General features: G+C 53.8%; 2 protein-coding genes. Both read left to right on the top strand.

Annotated elements, in window-relative coordinates; translation table 11 throughout:
• On the top strand, nucleotides 1-685 hold a 685-nt coding region (locus CFR80_RS18195; RefSeq protein WP_146221721.1), incomplete at its 5' end, for a tyrosine-type recombinase/integrase.
• Nucleotides 651-1,313, top strand: coding sequence for a hypothetical protein (locus CFR80_RS18190; RefSeq protein WP_258367960.1), 663 nt, complete (start codon nucleotides 651-653; stop codon nucleotides 1,311-1,313). The genes CFR80_RS18195 and CFR80_RS18190, both read left to right, overlap by 35 nt.
• Nucleotides 1,314-1,389 lie beyond the last annotated feature (76 nt).

Here is a 1,389-nt window from a genome sequence, read left to right as displayed (position 1 = left end):
CACGCTTCCCCTGCCGCTGGCGGCAATGGATAAATCCCTTCCCAAGGCGAAGACCAAGACCGTTCATCACACAGCGTTGCCCTACGCCGAGGTGCCGGCCTTCCTCACTTATCTCCGATCGGGAGATTCGATCGGGCGCCTGGCTCTGGCGGCTCTTATCCTGACCGCCACACGCTCTGGGGAGATCAGGAGCGCCACATGGGATGAAATCGACTTTGAGAACAAGCTCTGGACGATTCCCGCCGAACGGATGAAAGCAGGGCGGGAGCATGTCATCCCTCTCTCGTCGCAGATGTGTCACGTCTTCAAGCTTGCGCAAGGTTATCGGGAGGCACGAAGCCAGCTTGTGTTTCCTGGCCAGCGCGCGGGCAAGCCGTTGTCCGATATGACGCTGACCAAGATTTGCCGCGACGCGCGAATCGCAGCGGTTCCTCATGGCTTTCGTTCATCGTTTCGCGATTGGGTCGCCGAGGAAACCCAGTTCGACGGCGATATAGCCGAGATGGCGCTTGCCCATACGATCGGCAATAAGGTTGAAGCCGCCTATCGGCGTGGTAATCTTCTGGAAAAACGGCGTATTTTGATGGAAGCTTGGGGAGCGTATTGTTGCCAAGAGAAATACCGAGACGAGGGGAATGAAAGCAGTCCGATTGAGCTTACTCGCAGCCCAGAAGCTGAACCCTGATAATCTGGAAAAAGGTTATCAACTGGTTGATCAGGCGATTGTCGATCTGAAGAGAAAATCTGACAGGGCGTTCAGTTTTTTTGTTGCTATATTAGTTGTATCTTTCATTCTGAGTTTGACCTCTGGCATTCTTCTATTTTCGTTTATTTTTCAGCACCCAAATTCTCCTGCCTATATCACGTATCTCATTTTGTTTTTGACCAGCTTTTTCGTCATGGTATTTTCGGCGACCGGAATCAGATGGTTTCAGACCAGAAAATTTTTGTTCGTCAAAACGCCCTACGATATTGTACTGCCCGCCGAGTTGGAACTGCTCATGTCGAACCTCCGTAGCGGGCGGCTTTCCGCCTATACGAGCGCCGGGTATGGCAACACAGTCCTGAGTGCCGTGCAGGCGTCCGATGGTGTTCTGCTGGATGGACGGGTTTCGCCCGAAACCTTTTCTAACCGCTACTCCCCGTTGCTCCTCTCGTGCCAGGCAAAATTCTGGGGGCTGTTCTGGCTCTCCTTTCGGAGGTCATTCACCCGTCCGATCTATGTCGTGGCCGATACCGTGCCTGACGGCGACGAGGCACCATGCCTCAACAATGATCCGCGCTTCCGCTTGTTAAGCGGCATGGAAAAGTGACCCCTTCGGAAGGGGGACAGGCAGCCAAAAACGACCCCTTTCTGAGAAACGGGTTCACGATGGCCTTCATGCTGAA

The sequence above is a fragment of the Komagataeibacter oboediens genome (genome assembly GCF_003207815.1).
Classification (GTDB): domain Bacteria; phylum Pseudomonadota; class Alphaproteobacteria; order Acetobacterales; family Acetobacteraceae; genus Komagataeibacter; species Komagataeibacter oboediens.
The sequence above is the reverse complement of the archived record's forward strand: the minus strand, read 5'-3'. Positions and strand labels throughout refer to the sequence as shown.